Consider the following 14332-nt stretch of genomic DNA (forward strand, 5'->3'; position numbering starts at 1 on the left):
GACGCCGGGTCAGAATCCCAATCGGCCGCTCCGCCCGCGGACTCTACTGGTTGGTGAAGCCGACCAGCAGGCCGCCGGTGATCTTGACGCTGAGGTTGTACAGCAGCGCCACGATCGCCCCGAGGGCGGTGGTGACGATGGTGTTCAGCACCGCGACGACGACCGCGAAGCCCATGATCTGGGGCAGCGAGATAATCGTGTTGAGGTCGAACGCCTCCGCGCCGGCGATGTCCTGGACGAGGCCGTTGACCTCGTCGAAGACGCCGGTCTGCGCGAGCACCGTGTAGACGAGGTAGACGACGACGATCGTGATGATCGCCAGCGTCAGACCGAGCAGGAACGACAGCTTGACGGCCGACCAGAAGTCGACGTACACCAGCTTGAGTCTGACCTGCTTCGCCGCCGGGCTCTTCGCGGACTTCTTGGCGAGCTTCTCGGCGACCGTGCTACTCATCGACGGACTCATCCTCCTCCGACACCGCTTCGGACTCGGCCGACGCCGCGGCGTCGGGATCCTCGTCCTGGGCGTCGAGATTGCGTTCGGTGTTCTTGGCGAGTGCGATGATGCGGTCGTCGTCTGCGAATCGTGCGAAGACGACTCCCATGGTGTCGCGACCCTTGGCCGGTACCTCGGCCACGGCAGAGCGTACCACCTTGCCACTGGCGAGGACGACGAGCACCTCGTCGTCCTCCCCGGTGATGATGGCGCCCACCAGGTCGCCGCGCTTCTCCTCGAGCTTGGCCACCTTGATGCCCAGACCGCCGCGGCCCTGGAGCCGGTACTGGTCGACCGCGGTGCGCTTCGCGTAGCCGCCCTCGGTCACGACGAAGACGTAGCCCTCGTCGCTGACGACGTTGGCGTCCAGCAGTCGGTCGTCGCCGCGGAACGACATGCCCATCACTCCGGAGGTGGAGCGGCCCATCGGGCGCAGCGCCTGGTCCGAGGCGGTGAAGCGGATCGACATGCCCTTGCGGGAGACGAGCAGCACGTCGCTGTCCTCGTCCACCAGGAGCGCGGAGACGAGCTCGTCGCCCTCGCGGAGCTTGATCGCGATGATCCCGCCGGAGCGGTTGGTGTCGTACTCCATCAGCGCCGTCTTCTTGACGAGGCCGTCGCGGGTGGCGAGGACGAGGTAGCGGGCCGCCTCGTAGTCGCGGATGTCGAGGATCTGGGCGATCTGCTCGCCGGGCTCCAGCGCGAGGAGGTTCGCGATGTGCTGGCCCTTCGCGTCGCGGCTGACCTCCTGCAGCTCGTACGTCTTGGCGCGGTACACGCGGCCGGTGTTCGTGAAGAACAGCAGCCAGTGGTGCGTCGTGGTGACGAAGAAGTGCTCGACGATGTCGTCGGCCTTGAGCTGGGCGCCGCGCACGCCGCGGCCACCGCGGTGCTGGGCGCGGTACGAGTCGCTGCGGGTGCGCTTGAGGTAGCCGCCGCGGGTGACGGTGACGACCATCTCCTCCTCGGGGATCAGGTCCTCGACGCTCATGTCGCCGTCGAAGCCGAAGAGGATCTCGGTGCGGCGGTCGTCGCCGAAGCGGTCGACGATCTCGTCGAGCTCGTCCGAGATGATCGTCCGCTGGCGCTCCGGGCTCGCGAGGATCGACTTGTAGTCCTCGATCTCGGCCTGGATCCGGTCGTGCTCGTCGATGATCTTCTGGCGCTCGAGGGCGGCGAGCCGGCGCAGCTGCATGTCGAGGATCGCGCGCGACTGCACCTCGTCGATGTCGAGGAGCTCCATCAGGCCGTCGCGGGCCTCCTCCACGGTGGGGGAGCGGCGGATGAGGGCGATGACCTCGTCGAGCGCGTCGAGCGCCTTGAGGTAGCCGCGCAGGATGTGGATCCGCGCCTCGGCCTCGTCGAGCAGGTACTGGGTGCGGCGGACGATGACCTCGACCTGGTGGTCGACCCACGCGCGGATGAAGCCGTCGAGCGAGAGCGTGCGCGGGATGCCGTCGACGATCGCGAGCATGTTCGCGCCGAAGTTCTCCTGCAGCGGGGTGTGCTTGTAGAGGTTGTTCAGCACGACCTTCGCGACCGCGTCGCGCTTGAGCACGACGACGAGGCGCTGGCCGGTGCGGCCCGAGGTCTCGTCGCGGATGTCGGCGATGCCGGAGACGCGGCCGTCCTTGACCAGCTCGGCGATCTTGATCGCGAGGTTGTCCGGGTTCACCTGGTACGGCAGCTCGGTGACGACGAGGCAGGTGCGGCCCTGGATCTCCTCGATCGAGACGACGGCGCGCATCGTGATCGAGCCGCGGCCCGTGCGGTATGCGTCCTGGATGCCGCGGACGCCGAGGATCTGCGCCCCGGTGGGGAAGTCGGGGCCCTTGATGCGCTGCAGCAGCGCCTCGAGCAGCTCCTCGCGCGACGCCTCCGGGTTCTCCAGCGCCCACTTCGCGCCGGCGGCGACCTCGCGGAGGTTGTGCGGCGGGATGTTGGTGGCCATGCCCACCGCGATGCCGACCGAGCCGTTGACCAGCAGGTTGGGGAAGCGCGCGGGCAGGATCGCCGGCTCGCGGGTGCGGCCGTCGTAGTTGTCCTGGAAGTCGACGGTGTTCTTGTCGATGTCGCGGACCATCTCGAGGGCCAGCGGGGCCATCTTGGTCTCGGTGTAGCGGGGGGCCGCGGCGCCGTCGTTGCCGGGGGAGCCGAAGTTGCCCTGGCCGAGCGCCAGCGGGTAGCGGAGGCTCCACGGCTGGACGAGGCGGACGAGGGCGTCGTAGATCGCCGAGTCGCCGTGCGGGTGGAACTGGCCCATCACGTCGCCGACGACGCGGGAGCACTTCGAGAACGCCTTGTCGGGGCGGTAGCCGCCGTCGTACATCGCGTAGATCACGCGGCGGTGCACGGGCTTGAGCCCGTCGCGCACCTCGGGGAGCGCGCGGCCCACGATGACGCTCATCGCGTAGTCGAGATAGGAGCGCTGCATCTCGAGCTGCAGGTCGACCGGCTCGATCTTGTCGTGCCCGTGGATCACGACACCGGTCTCGGTGACGATGTCCTCGCCGTCGTCCGGTCCGGTGGGGGTGTCTGATTCGTCTGCCATGATCTCTGTCTTCTCAGGTGGGTCCGGGCCCCGGGTCGTGACGGGGGCGGGTCGCGCTGGGTGTCAGTTCAGTTCTTATGATTCGGTGGTGCGAGGTGGTGCGAGGTAGCGCTTGGTGGCGCGCGGGTCTCGATACGGCCTGCGGCCTACTCGACCTCGACATCTATCGGTTATCGCGAAGCGATAACCGATCAGATGTCGAGGAACCTCACGTCCTTGGCATTTTTCTGGATGAAGGAGCGGCGGGACTCGACGTCCTCGCCCATCAGGGTCGAGAAGATCTCGTCGGCGGCGGCCGCGTCGTCGAGGGTGACCTGGAGGAGGGTCCGCGTGGCGGGGTCCATCGTGGTCTCCCACAGCTCCTTGTAGTCCATCTCGCCGAGACCCTTGTAGCGCTGGATCCCGTTCTCCTTGGGCATGCGCTTGTTCGACGCGGCGCCGTGCGCCAGCAGTGCGTCGCGCTCGCGGTCGCTGTAGACGTACTCGTGCGGCGAGTTCGACCACTTGAGGCGGTAGAGCGGCGGCTGCGCGAGGTACACGTAGCCGAGGTCGATCAGCGGGCGCATGTAGCGGAACAGCAGGGTCAGCAGCAGCGTCGTGATGTGCTGGCCGTCGACGTCGGCGTCGGCCATCAGGATGATCTTGTGGTACCGCGCCTTGTCGGGGTTGAAGTCCTCGCCGATACCGGCTCCGAAGGCCGTGATCATCGCCTGGACCTCGTTGTTGCCGAGCGCGCGGTCGAGGCGCGCCTTCTCGACGTTGAGGATCTTGCCGCGGAGGGGGAGGATCGCCTGGGTCTCGGGGTTGCGGCCCTGGACGGCGGAGCCGCCGGCCGAGTCGCCCTCGACGATGAAGATCTCGGAGATCGACGGGTCCTTCGACTGGCAGTCCTTGAGCTTGCCCGGCATGCCACCGCCCTCGAGCAGCCCCTTGCGGCGGGCGGTCTCGCGGGCCTTGCGCGCGGCCATCCGCGCGGAGGCGGCCTGGATCGCCTTCCGGATGATGTCCTTGGCCTGGTTGGGGTTGCGGTCGAACCAGTCGGCGAGCTGCTCGCCGGCGACGCGCTGCACGAACGCCTTCGCCTCGGTGTTGCCGAGCTTCGTCTTGGTCTGGCCCTCGAACTGCGGCTCGCCGAGCTTGATCGACACGACGGCGGTGAGGCCCTCGCGGATGTCGTCGCCCGAGAGGTTCTCGTCCTTGTCCTTGAGCAGGTTGTTCGCCCGCGCGTACTTGTTGACGAGGGTCGTCAGCGCCGCGCGGAAACCCTCCTCGTGCGTGCCGCCCTCGTGGGTGTTGATCGTGTTCGCGTAGGTGTGCACGCTCTCGGTGTACGCCGTCGTCCACTGCATCGCGACCTCGAGGGAGATGCGGCGCTCGGTGTCCTCGGACTCGAAGTCGATGATCTCGGAGTGCACCAGATCGGACTTCTTGAGCGAGTTGATGTACTCGACGTAGTCGACGAGGCCCTTCTCGTAGAGGAAGACGTCGCTGCGCGCACCGGACGTCTCGTTCTCACCCTCGCCGTCGAACTCGATCTCCTTCTCGTCGGTCAGCGCGATGCGGAGCCCCTTGTTGAGGAACGCCATCTGCTGGAACCGGGCACGGAGGGTCTCGTAGTCGAACTCGACGGTCTCGAAGATCTCGGCGTTCGGCCAGAAGGTGATGGTGGTGCCGGTCTCGTCGCTCGGCTCGCCCTTCGCGAGCGGCGCCTCCGGGACTCCGTCGGCGAAGGTCATGCTGTAGGAGGCGCCCTGTCGCTTCACCTCGACCTCGAGCCGGGTGGAGAGCGCGTTGACGACGGACGAGCCGACTCCGTGCAGACCGCCGGAGACCGCGTAGCCGCCGCCGCCGAACTTGCCGCCGGCGTGCAGCACGGTGAGGACGAGCTCGACGGTGGAGATGCCCTCGGTGGGGTGCATGTCGACCGGGATGCCGCGGCCGTTGTCGACGACGGTCAGGCCGCCGTCGGCGCGCACGACGACCTCGATGTTGTCGCAGTAGCCCGCGAGCGCCTCGTCGACGGCGTTGTCGACGATCTCGTAGACCAGGTGGTGCAGACCGCGCGGGCCCGTCGAGCCGATGTACATGCCGGGGCGCTTGCGGACCGCCTCGAGGCCCTCGAGGACCTGGATCTGGTTCGCGCCGTAGTCGCCGGAGGACTTCGTCGACATCCCCGAGGAGTGCGACGCCTCCGTCCCGGCGGTCTCGGGAGCAGCGGAGGGGCCGGTGGAGCCGTTCGCGTCCAGGTCGTTCGCTGCGGGGGCTGACGTGGAGTCGGTCGGCTCGGGTGTCATAGCTGTGGAGTTCTCCTCTGACGGTCCGTCGCGGCGCGCAGGCGGATCTGGAGATCTCGCGCACGGGGTCGACGCTGCGGTTCGGCGGCCCTCCATTCTACCGCGCGGCGGCCGGTCGCGCGGCGCTCAGTGGCGATCTGACGAACGATTTCTGGAGGGTCGACCGAAAATGCGTCGTCAGCCGTAGGTATCGCGCGGACCACGCCCTGGAATCGACCTGGGGCCCTTTTTCCAGTTCGGGACGTCGGGGCCCTGGAAACGGATCGCGGTGATCCCCGCGTCCGGGTGGTTCACCGCGATGTGGTTCATGATCTCGATCCGCATCAGCCGCAGCTGCGTCGACCAGGCCGTCGACTCGCACGCCACCGTGAGCACTCCGTCCACCACGCCGACCGGAGTGGAGTGCTTTGCCGTCTCCTCGCCGGCGATGGCCGTCCAGGACGACATCAGGTCGCCCTGGGCGAGGGGAGCGGTCCAGCCGAGCTTCACCGTGAGAGAGGAGAGCACGTCGCCGAGGTCGTGCGGATCGCGGCCCCCGCCGAACGGGGCCGCGTCGCCCTTGGGCTCGGCCCGGTCGACCGTCTTGCGCACGCGGCGGGGGGCGTCGCCGCCGAAGACCTCCTTGAGGTGCTGGTAGACGCGCGCCGCCTCGGAGTCGGGAGCGGGGGAGGGAGCGCCGCGGCGGGGGGAGTCAGCCACGGTCGGGGTCCGCGGCGTCGTCCGCGCTGTCGTCCGGCGCGGGGGACGCGTCCGTGTCGGCGGTCTCCGCCGGAGCGGACGCGGTCTCGGCCGGTGCGGTCGCGGTCTCAGCCGGAGCCGTCAGGGGCGTCTCCGGGACCACGACCGCGTCGGACTCGACGATGCGGCCCGCCTCGATCCGGACCGTGTGCGCCGCCAGCGCCGCGGGCACGTCGTCGAAGACGGCGGCGGTGATCAGCACCTGCTCGTAGTCGGCGACCACGGCGGCGAGCCGCTCGCGCCGGCGGGCGTCGAGCTCCGCGAAGACGTCGTCGAGCATCAGCACGGGGTCGCCCATGGGGGAGTCGCGACGGAGCAGCTCGGCCGCGCCGAGCTTGAGCGCCAGAGCGAACGACCAGCTCTCGCCGTGGCTGGCGTAGCCCTTCGCCGGGAGATCGTTGAGCTCGAACTGGACGTCGTCGCGGTGCGGCCCGACCAGCGAGATCCCGCGGTCGAGCTCGCGGCGGCGCACGGAGAGCAGAGCGGCGGAGAAGGTCTCGGCCAGCTCGGCCGGCGCTGCGGCGACCTCCGACGTCGCGACGGGCTCGTCGTCGTCGTCGACCGCTCCCTCGATGCTCAGGCGCGAGCGCAGGACCGGGCGCTGATCCGCTCCGGCGACCGCCTCGTACGCGGCTCGGACCGGGCCGCTCAGCTCGTCGACCAGGGTCAGCCGCGACTGGATGATCTCGGTGCCGAGGGCGACGAGGCGCTCGTCCCAGATGTCGAGCGTCCCGAGCTTGGCGGGATCGCGGACGCCGCTCGCCCGCGCGGACTTGAGGAGGGAGTTGCGCTGGCGGAGCACCCGCTCGTAGTCCGCCTGCACGGCGCTCATGCGCGGGGAACGGAGGACGACCAGCTGGTCGAGGAAGCGGCGCCGCGCGGACGGGTCGCCGCGGATGAGGAGGAGGTCCTCCGGCGCGAAGAGGACGCTCGAGAAGAAGCGGGGCAGCTCGCGCGGCTTGATGCCGCCGCGGTTGATCTGCGCGCGGTTGGCCGAGGAGCGGTTGATCTGCACCTCGGCGAGCAGGTCGCGATCGCCGTTGCGGAGGCGTGCGCGGATCACCGCGCTGTCCTGCCCCGCGCGGATCAGCGCCTGATCGGTGGACACCCGGTGCGAGCCGAGGGTGGAGAGGTAGCCGAGCGACTCGACCAGGTTCGTCTTGCCCTGGCCGTTGCGCCCCACGAAGAGGTTGGGGCCCGGCGCGAGCGCGACGTCCACGGAGGCGTAGTTGCGGAAGTCGCTCAACGCCAGCTGCGTCACCTGCACGCGCTCACCTCCTCCGTGTCCACTCTGCCCGATGCGGCACCTGCCGACGCGGGGTCTCGATACGCCGCTCGCGGCTAGTCGACCAGCATGGTGGGGCCGTGCACCGCGACGGAGCCTTGCTGATCGAGTAGCCCGTGGAGCGGGCGTATCGAGATCCACCCGCGTCAGAAGGACGAGTCTGCAGACCCCACGGTTGACGACGGCGGGTCTCGATACGCCCCTGCGGGGCTACTCGACCAGCATGGAACCCCGCCGTCCGCAGGACGCGACCGAGCAAGCCACCGCGTCGTCCGAAGGACGCGCCTCTCCCACCGAGCACAGCAGAAGCCGACGAACTCCCCCGCGCAAGGTGAAGGCGGCCGGAGGCCCGCCGCGGCCATGACAGCATCCCTGCGTCATGGTCGCGGCGGGCCGCAGGTCGCCGTCCGCGACCGGCTCTGCATGACGCCACGGCTTCGAGAAGCCGACCGCCGTTGAGGACCGCCTCGGCGGTCCTCAACCGGTCGACTCAGTCGACTGCTTTGACGGAGTGCCCGCCGAACTGGTTGCGGAGCGCCGCGACCGCCTTCATGGCGGGGGAGTCCTCCTGGCGGGAGACGAACCGCGCGAAGATCGAGGCGCTGATCGTGGGGACGGGGACGGCGTTGTTGATGGCCTCCTCGATGGTCCAGCGGCCCTCGCCGGAGTCCTGGACGTAGCCCTCGATGTGCTCGAACTCCGGGTCCTGCTCGAGCGCTCGGACGAGCAGCTCGAGGAGCCAGGAGCGGACGACCGTGCCGCGCTGCCACGCCTTGAAGGTGCCGGTGACGTCCTTGATGATGTCCTTGCGGGTGTCGAGGAGCTCGTAGCCCTCGGCGAACGCCTGCATCAGCGCGTACTCGATGCCGTTGTGCACCATCTTCGCGTAGTGGCCCGCGCCGACCTCGCCGACGTGGACGAAGCCCTCCTCGCGGGGGCCCTCGGGGCGCAGCGCGTCGAAGACGGGCATCGCGTACTCGACGAGCTCCTTGGGGCCGCCGACCATCAGGCCGTAGCCGTTCTCGAGGCCCCAGACGCCGCCGGAGACGCCGGCGTCGATGTAGTGGATGCCCTTGGGCTTGAGCAGCGCGTCGTGCTTGAAGTCCTCGGTGAAGCGGGAGTTGCCGCCGTCGATGACCAGGTCGCCCTCGCTGAGCTTCTCGGACAGGTCGGTGACGACGGCGTCCGTGATGGCGCCGGCCGGGACCATGACCCAGACGATGCGCGGCGCGGGGAGGGCGGCGATCATCTCGTCGAGCGAGGCGGCGTCCGAGACGTCCGGGTTGCGGTCGTAGCCGGTGACCTCGACGCCCTTCTCCCGCAGGCGGGAGCGCATGTTGTCGCCCATCTTGCCGAGTCCGACGAGTCCGATGTGCATGGTGAACCTTCCTGGGATTCGATGTCCGGCGGGCGGGTGCTCGTCGGGAGCAGGGCGGTCGCGGCGCTGCGATCGGGGAGGAGCGGTCAGCGCAGGAGCAGGTTCGGCTGGAGCAGGTAGCGGTAGCTGTCGCTCCCGGGCTGCTCGCGCGAGGTCTGCGCCGTGATCAGGACCGGTCCGGGCTTGTTGGGGTTCTCGGTCTTCGTGAACGCGATGCGCACGAACTCCGAGTGCACGGCGGCGAGGCCGTCGAGCAGGAACTGCGGCTTCAGCGACACGACGACGTCGACGCCGGTGACGATGGCGTCGATGCTCTCGGACGCCTGCGCCTGCTCGGAGCCGATGGCCTCGAGGGTGAGTCCGTCGCTGCTGAAGCTGAAGCGCAGGGCGGCCTCGCGCTCGAGGACGAGCGAGACGCGGCGGGTGGCCTCGATGAGGTCGCTCGTCGCCATCACGGCGTAGTTCTCGACCGAGGCGGGGAAGAGGCGCTTCACGGGCGGGAAGTTGCCCTTGATCAGGAGCGACGTGACGGTCTTGCGATCGGCGGTGAAGGCGATCAGCTCGCGCTCGTCGCGCTGGGTGATCGCGACGGAGACCGTGCCGGAGTGACTGAAGGTCTTGCCGACCTCCTGCAGGGTGCGCGCGGGGACCAGCGCGGTCAGCGGCTGGCTGGGGGCGGCGTTGTCGCCGTTGTCCCAGTCGATCTCGCGGACGGCGACGCGGTAGCGGTCGGTGGCGACGAGGCCGATGGTGTTCTCGGTGATCTCGAGCTGCACGCCGGTGATCACGGGGGTGACGTCGTCGCGGGAGGCGGCGACGGCGACCTGCGAGATCGCGGCGGAGAACGCGTCGGCGGGGACGAGGCCGGTGGAGGCGTCGATCTCGGGGATGCTCGGGTACTCCTCCACGGGCATCTGCAGGAGCGTGAAGTGCGCGGAGCCGGCCGAGACCGAGACGCGCGACTCCTCCGTCGCGACGCGCACCGGGGCGTTGGGGAGGCGGTTGGCGATGTCGGCGAGCAGCCGGCCGGAGACGAGGACCGTGCCGGTCTCCTCGACGTCGGCGGCGATCTGCGTCTGCGCGGAGACCTCGTAGTCGAACGAGGAGAGCGTGAGGCCCTCGGCGGTCGCCTCGATGAGGATGCCCGAGAGGATCGGCAGGGTCGTGCGCTGCGGCAGCAGCTTGACCGCGAACGACACCGCCTCGCTGAAGACATCGCGGTTGGCTTGGAACCTCACGAGAACACCCCTGACGAGTCGTGGACGAAGACCGACGCCCATCGTACTCGTCAGCTTCGACGTGCCCGGAAGCACGGCGCCCTCCCGGCGCAGCCGAGCCCTGTGGAGAGGTTGCCGGTCCGCCCCTGGGTAAAGAGAGAACTGCGTTAACAGTGTTAACACGTGTGGAAACTGTGGAAAACGTCCGGGAGCCCTACTCGCGACTGCGATGCGGAGGGGGTCGACCTGTGGACGGAGTGTGAGCGCGGTCGTGGACGGCCTGTGGAGGGATCCGACCGGGTCGTCCGGAGTGCACAGGCGGGTGCTCGGAGCGCACAGATCGAGGGCGGTTGTCCACAGTTATCCACAGGTTGCTCACACGTGTGGAAATCGACCGGAATCGTTCGATGTGGCGAACGAGGGCGGGCGTGGCGGGGTGGTGAGGGGGCGTAGTGGGAGACGGCGTCACCGGGAGGGGTGGGTCTCGATACGCCGCTCCGCGGCTACTCGACCAGCAGGTGGGGGCCGCTGCGCGGCTGCTCGACCGGAGAGAGGGAGCAGCCGGCGGCCCGGGGGTCAGCGGTTGGTCTTGATGCGGGTGGTCAGCTCGGTGACCTGGTTGTAGATGCTGCGGCGCTCCTTCATGAGCTCCGAGATCTTCTTGTTCGCGTACATGACCGTGGTGTGGTCGCGGTTGCCGAACAGCTGGCCGATCTTGGGCAGCGAGAGGTTGGTCAGCTCGCGGCAGAGGTACATCGCGATCTGACGGGCGGTGGCCACGGCCTGCGAGCGCGACGAGCCGTAGAGGTCGTCGACCGTGAGCTTGAAGTAGTCCGCGGTGTGATTGATGATGTCGACCGGCGAGATGACGTTGTCCTCGTCGAGGGTGATCAGGTCCTTCAGGACCGTCTGCACCAGCGCCATGTCCACCGGGGTGCGGTTGAGGCTCGCGAACGCGGTGACGCGGATCAGCGTCCCCTCCAGCTCGCGGATGTTGCTGGACACCTTCGACGCCATGAACTCGAGGATGTCGTCCGGGACGAGCAGCTTCTCGCTGACGGCCTTCTTGCGGAGGATCGCGATGCGGGTCTCGAGGTCGGGCGCCTGCACGTCGGTGATCAGGCCCCACTCGAACCGCGAGCGCATGCGGTCCTCGAAGCCGGTCAGCGCCTTCGGCGGCAGGTCGGACGTGATCACGACCTGCTTGTTGTGGTCGTGCAGCTGGTTGAAGGTGTGGAAGAACGCCTCCTGCGTCTCCGCCTTCCCCTGCAGGAACTGGATGTCGTCGATGAGGAGGATGTCGACGTTGCGGTACCGGCCGTGGAACGCGTTGCCGCGGTTGTTCGCGATCGAGTTGATGAAGTCGTTGGTGAACTCCTCGCTCGACACGTACCGCACGCGGATGCCCGGGTAGAGGCTCATCGCGTAGTGGCCGATGGCGTGCAGGAGGTGGGTCTTGCCGAGGCCCGAGTCGCCGTAGACGAAGAGCGGGTTGTACGCCTTCGCCGGCGCCTCGGCCACGGCGACCGCGGCGGCGTGCGCGAAGCGGTTGGAGCCGCCGATGACGAAGTTGTCGAAGCTGTACTTCGGGTTGAGCCGGGTGTCGGTCGCCGGCACGGTGCGCAGCTCCTCGACGACGCGGACCGGCGGGGCGACCGTGGCGGAGGAGCCGGTCACCGGCTCGAAGGGGTTCAGGGAGTCGGACGACGGGGAGCTCATCGGCTCGTGCTCGATGTCGGGGTTCACCACGAAGGCGAAGGTCGAGACGCCGAAGGAGTCGTCGAGGGCGCCGATCGCGCTGAGCAGCGGCACGCGGACCCGGTGCTCGAGCATCCCGCGGGTGAACTCGTTCGGGACCTCGAGGTAGAAGGTGCCCGCCATGATGCCCTTGGGCTCCACCAGCGAGACGAAGCCGTACATCGGCGCGGTGATGCGCTCGTCCCGCGACAGCTCGCCGCGGATCACGTTCCACGCGTCGATCATCGACGTGTCGTCAGGCATCTGTCTCCGGTCCTCGGTCGCTCTCGAAATCCTGGCCGCCGCCTCGGGCTGTCGTCCGTCACGGCGGGCCCTCGGTTCCAGCGGAGATCCGGGGCCCGATCCCTGCACAGGCGCTTCCACAGGCCTCGCCCGATCCCCGCGATCACGCGGGAGGGGGCGGTTCGCGCCTGTGGATAACTGCGGCTCAACACCGTAACCAACGGAGCCGACGGGAGACAAATCCACCACAGCGACACCCGCGTGTCAATGCGCGGAACACCGCGTCCCGTGTGCAGAATCGAGGTTTCGCCCGGCGCACATTTGACCGGTGGCGGCGGAGGACGTAGTTTAAGTCAGTTGACGCCTGCCCGGCGTCGGGAGCACGGTCCTCGCGGATCGGGCCGATCGGCACCCGGGCACCCCCTCTTCCCGGACGAACCGGAGCCCCCGCCACCGGCGTGGAGCCCCGCTCGCACCGCGGAACCCGTACGTGGAGATCTGACTATGAGCAAGCGAACCTTCCAGCCGAACAACCGTCGTCGCGCCAAGGTGCACGGCTTCCGTCTGCGCATGCGCACGCGTGCCGGTCGCGGCATCCTGAGCGCTCGCCGCGCCAAGGGCCGCACCGAGCTCTCGGCGTAGCGCCTAGCGATTCCGTCCAGCGGTGCTGGCCAGAGCCCATCGCATCGTCCTCGGTGGCGAGTACCGGGCAGTCGTCCGTCGCGGTGTGCGGTCCACGGGACCGCACACCGTCACGTATGTCCGGAGGTCCTCCGGCGACGCACCGGTGCGGTTCGGCTTCATCGTGGCCAAGACGGTCGGGACGGCCGTGAAGCGGAACACCGTGCGGCGCCGGCTCAAGGCCGTCGCCTTCGAGCTCGTGCCGCAGCTGGAGTCCGGGACGGACGTGGTCGTGCGGGCACTGCCCGGCAGCGCCGACGCTCCGTGGTCCGCGCTGCGGCAGGACGTGGTCGCCGCCGTCACCCGTGCGCGCGCCGTCCGCACGGGCGAGGTGCTCCGGTGACGGCCGCTCCGTCGACGACCGCGCCGGTCGTCACCGCTTCCGGATCGTCGCCCGCGGCCTCCCGGACCGCCCGCCTGGGCTGGTTCCTCCTCCTGCTGCCGCGCAACATCGGCATCCTGCTGCTCGTCGTGTACCGGGCGGTGGTCTCGCCGCTGTACGGCGACGTCTGCCGCTACTACCCGTCGTGCTCCTCCTACGCACTCCAGGCGGTCCAGCTCCACGGGCTCGTCCTCGGGTCCGTCCTCGGCGCCCGCCGACTCCTCCGCTGCCACCCGTGGGCGGCCGGCGGGGTCGACGACGTGCCGACCTCGATCCCCCTGCACCGACCGGCTCCCGGCCGGACCCGCTTCGCCGTGACGCGATTCGGGTTCGTCGCGGGCCCTCGAAAGGACTGACCCCCTCCCATGGACCTCCTCGGCACGATTCTCTGGCCCCTCAAGTGGGTGGTCGAGCTGCTCCTCGTCGCCTTCCACCAGCTGCTGACCTTCACCGGCCTCGATGCGGCGGCCGGCATCACGTGGGTGCTGTCGATCGTGGGGCTGGTCCTCGTCATCCGCGCCGCGCTCATCCCGATCTTCGTCAAGCAGATCAAGAGCCAGCGCCGCATGATGGAGGTGGCGCCGCAGCTCAAGAAGATCCAGGACAAGTACAAGGGCAAGCGCGACCAGCTGTCCCGCGAGGCGATGTCCCGCGAGACGATGGAGCTCTACAAGAAGACGGGCACCAACCCGCTCGCCTCGTGCCTCCCGCTGCTGATCCAGATGCCGATCTTCTTCAGCCTGTTCTCGGTGCTGAACTCGGCGCAGCACAGCCAGCGCGGCGTCGGTCCGCTGGACGACGTCCTCGCCCGCCAGTTCGGTGAGGCCAACCTCTTCGGCATCGCCCCGCTGCACCAGTCGATCCAGGGTGCGCTCGCGGAGGGCGGCCAGGAGCTCGTCGTCGTCATCGCCGTCGTCATGGTGGTCCTGATGACCGCCTCGCAGTTCATCACCCAGCTGCAGATCGTCTCGAAGAACATGTCGCCCGAGGCCAAGGCCTCGCCGACGTTCAAGCAGCAGCGGATCCTGCTCTACATCCTCCCGCTCGTCTTCGCCTTCTCGGGCTTCGCCTTCCCCCTCGGCGTCATGTTCTACTGGCTGACCTCGAACATCTGGACGATGGTCCAGCAGTTCATCGTCATCCGGAACATGCCGACCCCCGGCAGCGAGGCCGCGAAGGCCCGCGAGGAGCGCCTGCGCCGCAAGGGCAAGCTCGTCGAGGAGACGACCGACGCCGGCACCGTCACGCTCGTCGAGAAGAAGGTCGTGCAGCGCGCGCAGCCCGTCAGCAAGAACCGCTCCAAGAAGCAAGCCGGAAAGAAGTAGGCCCC

At 68.9% G+C, this 14332-nt stretch carries 12 protein-coding genes; 4 read left to right on the top strand and 8 right to left on the bottom strand.

Annotated elements, in window-relative coordinates:
• Nucleotides 1-43 precede the first annotated feature (43 nt).
• From C1I64_RS16215 to dnaA, 8 genes are all read right to left on the bottom strand, one after another.
• Nucleotides 44-454: a DUF3566 domain-containing protein gene (locus C1I64_RS16215; protein WP_123447255.1), complete on the bottom strand. Its 411-nt coding sequence runs from the start codon at nt 452-454 to the stop codon at nt 44-46.
• A complete protein-coding gene (gene gyrA, locus C1I64_RS16220; protein ID WP_127887911.1) occupies nt 447-3047 on the bottom strand; it encodes a DNA gyrase subunit A in 2601 nt (866 codons plus the stop codon). Before gyrA ends, C1I64_RS16215 begins: the two co-directional genes overlap by 8 nt.
• 191 nt (nt 3048-3238) lie before the next feature.
• Nucleotides 3239-5218, bottom strand: a complete 1980-nt coding sequence (gene gyrB, locus C1I64_RS16225; protein ID WP_123447534.1) for a DNA topoisomerase (ATP-hydrolyzing) subunit B — start codon at nt 5216-5218, stop codon at nt 3239-3241.
• 300 nt (nt 5219-5518) lie between these two features.
• Complete coding sequence (locus C1I64_RS16230) at nt 5519-6040, bottom strand: DciA family protein (RefSeq protein ID WP_123447257.1); 522 nt, start codon at nt 6038-6040, stop codon at nt 5519-5521.
• Nucleotides 6033-7346 (bottom strand): DNA replication/repair protein RecF, encoded by a 1314-nt coding sequence (gene recF, locus C1I64_RS16235; RefSeq protein WP_127887912.1) that lies wholly within the window; start codon nt 7344-7346, stop codon nt 6033-6035. Before recF ends, C1I64_RS16230 begins: the two co-directional genes overlap by 8 nt.
• A 508-nt stretch (nt 7347-7854) precedes the next feature.
• Nucleotides 7855-8742, bottom strand: a complete 888-nt coding sequence (gene gnd, locus C1I64_RS16240) for a phosphogluconate dehydrogenase (NAD(+)-dependent, decarboxylating) (RefSeq protein ID WP_123706114.1) — start codon at nt 8740-8742, stop codon at nt 7855-7857.
• An 86-nt stretch (nt 8743-8828) separates the two neighbouring features.
• On the bottom strand, nt 8829-9980 hold the full coding sequence (gene dnaN / locus C1I64_RS16245) for a DNA polymerase III subunit beta (RefSeq protein ID WP_123447260.1): 1152 nt from the start codon (nt 9978-9980) through the stop codon (nt 8829-8831).
• 555 nt (nt 9981-10535) lie between these two features.
• A complete protein-coding gene (dnaA, locus tag C1I64_RS16250; protein WP_123447261.1) occupies nt 10536-11960 on the bottom strand; it encodes a chromosomal replication initiator protein DnaA in 1425 nt (474 codons plus the stop codon).
• Between the two features lie 483 nt (nt 11961-12443).
• Here dnaA and rpmH point away from each other — a divergent pair, with 483 nt between their 5' ends.
• From rpmH to yidC, 4 genes are all read left to right on the top strand, one after another.
• Nucleotides 12444-12581, top strand: coding sequence for a 50S ribosomal protein L34 (rpmH, locus tag C1I64_RS16255; RefSeq protein ID WP_055784512.1), 138 nt, complete (start codon nt 12444-12446; stop codon nt 12579-12581).
• A gap of 22 nt (nt 12582-12603) precedes the next feature.
• The gene (rnpA, locus tag C1I64_RS16260) at nt 12604-12963 is read left to right on the top strand and encodes a ribonuclease P protein component (RefSeq protein ID WP_127887913.1); all 360 of its coding nucleotides are present in this window, start codon (nt 12604-12606) and stop codon (nt 12961-12963) included.
• A gap of 74 nt (nt 12964-13037) precedes the next feature.
• Nucleotides 13038-13358 carry a membrane protein insertion efficiency factor YidD gene (gene yidD / locus C1I64_RS16265; protein WP_127888610.1) on the top strand — a complete coding sequence of 107 codons (321 nt, stop codon included), beginning with the start codon at nt 13038-13040 and terminating at the stop codon, nt 13356-13358.
• A gap of 9 nt (nt 13359-13367) precedes the next feature.
• Nucleotides 13368-14327: a membrane protein insertase YidC gene (gene yidC / locus C1I64_RS16270; protein ID WP_123447263.1), complete on the top strand. Its 960-nt coding sequence runs from the start codon at nt 13368-13370 to the stop codon at nt 14325-14327.
• Nucleotides 14328-14332: the final 5 nt, after the last annotated feature.

It is taken from the genome of Rathayibacter festucae DSM 15932 (assembly GCF_004011135.1).
In the GTDB taxonomy this organism is placed as follows: domain Bacteria; phylum Actinomycetota; class Actinomycetes; order Actinomycetales; family Microbacteriaceae; genus Rathayibacter; species Rathayibacter festucae.

Excerpts from the sequence above, each read along its gene's own strand:
- C1I64_RS16215 (WP_123447255.1), bottom strand. The coding sequence starts at position 454 with ATGAGTAGCACGGTCGCCGAGAAGCTCGCCAAGAAGTCCGCGAAGAGC.
- gyrA (WP_127887911.1), bottom strand. The coding sequence starts at position 3,047 with ATGGCAGACGAATCAGACACCCCCACCGGACCGGACGACGGCGAGGAC.
- gyrB (WP_123447534.1), bottom strand. The coding sequence starts at position 5,218 with ATGTCGACGAAGTCCTCCGGCGACTACGGCGCGAACCAGATCCAGGTC.
- gnd (WP_123706114.1), bottom strand. The coding sequence starts at position 8,742 with ATGCACATCGGACTCGTCGGACTCGGCAAGATGGGCGACAACATGCGC.
- dnaA (WP_123447261.1), bottom strand. The coding sequence starts at position 11,960 with ATGCCTGACGACACGTCGATGATCGACGCGTGGAACGTGATCCGCGGC.
- rpmH (WP_055784512.1), top strand. The coding sequence starts at position 12,444 with ATGAGCAAGCGAACCTTCCAGCCGAACAACCGTCGTCGCGCCAAGGTG.
- yidC (WP_123447263.1), top strand. The coding sequence starts at position 13,368 with ATGGACCTCCTCGGCACGATTCTCTGGCCCCTCAAGTGGGTGGTCGAG.